Annotated in this window: 1 protein-coding gene; it reads right to left on the bottom strand. The window is 66.9% G+C overall.

What is annotated here, in order from left to right; translation table 11 throughout:
* Positions 1–179: 179 nt before the first annotated feature.
* A partial coding sequence (locus tag JHD73_RS27735) for a glucan biosynthesis protein (protein ID WP_199033333.1) occupies positions 180–1,321 on the bottom strand: 1,142 nt, incomplete at its 5' end.

Below are 1,321 nucleotides of genomic sequence, written 5' to 3'. Positions count from 1 at the left end.
GTCTGAGCGCAGCGAGTTTTCCCCGTCTCCGCCCGGTTACAGAAATTCAAGGGGAAGTCGCCATCTCGGGCGCGCCTTTCTTTGCTTACTTTCTTTGGCAAGACAAAGAAAGTGAGTCGGCCCCGGCAGGGGACGAAACAGCAGCAAACCACCAAGCCCCCAATCCAAAGAACAAAAACCTAGACCGCCCGATCCACCGGCGGCGTCCACTGATACATCCAAGTCTCAGAAAGCAACCGCTCCCCCGACTGCAACGTCAACGACAGCTCAATCGGCGCATTGCTGGCATCGGGCACCACATCAAACATCGCCCGTACCCCGTCGATACTGGCCAGCGGCCGTGCCGAAGCAATCTCCACCCGCCCGCGCGAGGCACGTATGACCGGCTCGACGGTCGACCCGGCCGTGCTGCGCCCCAGCCGCGACAACTCCCCGCCCGAGAAATCGACCACGAACCGCCAGGAAAAGTACTTGCGCGGCTGCCCGACCACACCACCGATCCCCGTGCGCGTTGCCACCACACGTGCCAGTGGCGACGCGGCGGCAGGCTGCGCGCCCCAGGTCAGCCGATAGCCGAAGGCCAGTTCCTGCCCAGCCTGCGGCGCCACGGCCGGCCGCCAGAAGGCGACGATGTTGTCGAACGTCTCATCGTTGGCCGACAGCTCCACCAGCTCGACCGCCCCCTCGCCCCAGCCGTGCGTGGGCTCAATCCACACGCTCGGGCGCTTCTCGTAGAACACGCCGTCGTCCTGATAGTGGTCGGGATTGCGGTCACGCTGCAGCAGGCCGAAGCCGCGCGGGTCGTCATCGGCAAAACGTTGGCTGCGCAGCATGGGCGGATTGGCCAGGGGCCGCCAGATCCATTCGCCCGAACCGCGCCAGATGGCCAGGCCATCGGAATCGTGAATCTCGGGCCGCCAGTCCGACGCGCGCCAGCGGCGGGCGGCGCTGTGGCGATCCCCGGCGCGGTCGGTGCGGTCGTTTTCGCCGTAGAGGAACATGCTGGTGAGCGGTGCGATGCCCAGCCGCTCGATCGGCTTGCGCACGAAGAGCGTGGCGCCCACGTCCATCACCAGCGTGTCGCCCGGGCGGATGTCGAAGCGGTAGACCCCGGCCACGCTGGGCGAGTCGAGCATGGCATACACCCGCAGCGTCTCGGCGTCAGGCGCTGGGCGCACCAGCCAGAACTCGGTGAAATCGGGAAACTCCTCGGGACGCGACAGGCCGGTGTCGATCGCCAGCCCGCGCGCCGACATGCCGTACTGCCACTGCCCGCCCACCGCCCGAAAGTAGCTGGCGCCCAGGAAGGCGGCCACATCCC

Origin of the sequence: Ralstonia sp. ASV6 (assembly GCF_016429285.1) — a bacterium.
GTDB classification, from domain to species: Bacteria; Pseudomonadota; Gammaproteobacteria; order Burkholderiales; family Burkholderiaceae; genus Ralstonia; species Ralstonia flaminis.
This window is presented reverse-complemented; position numbering and strand designations above follow the sequence as displayed.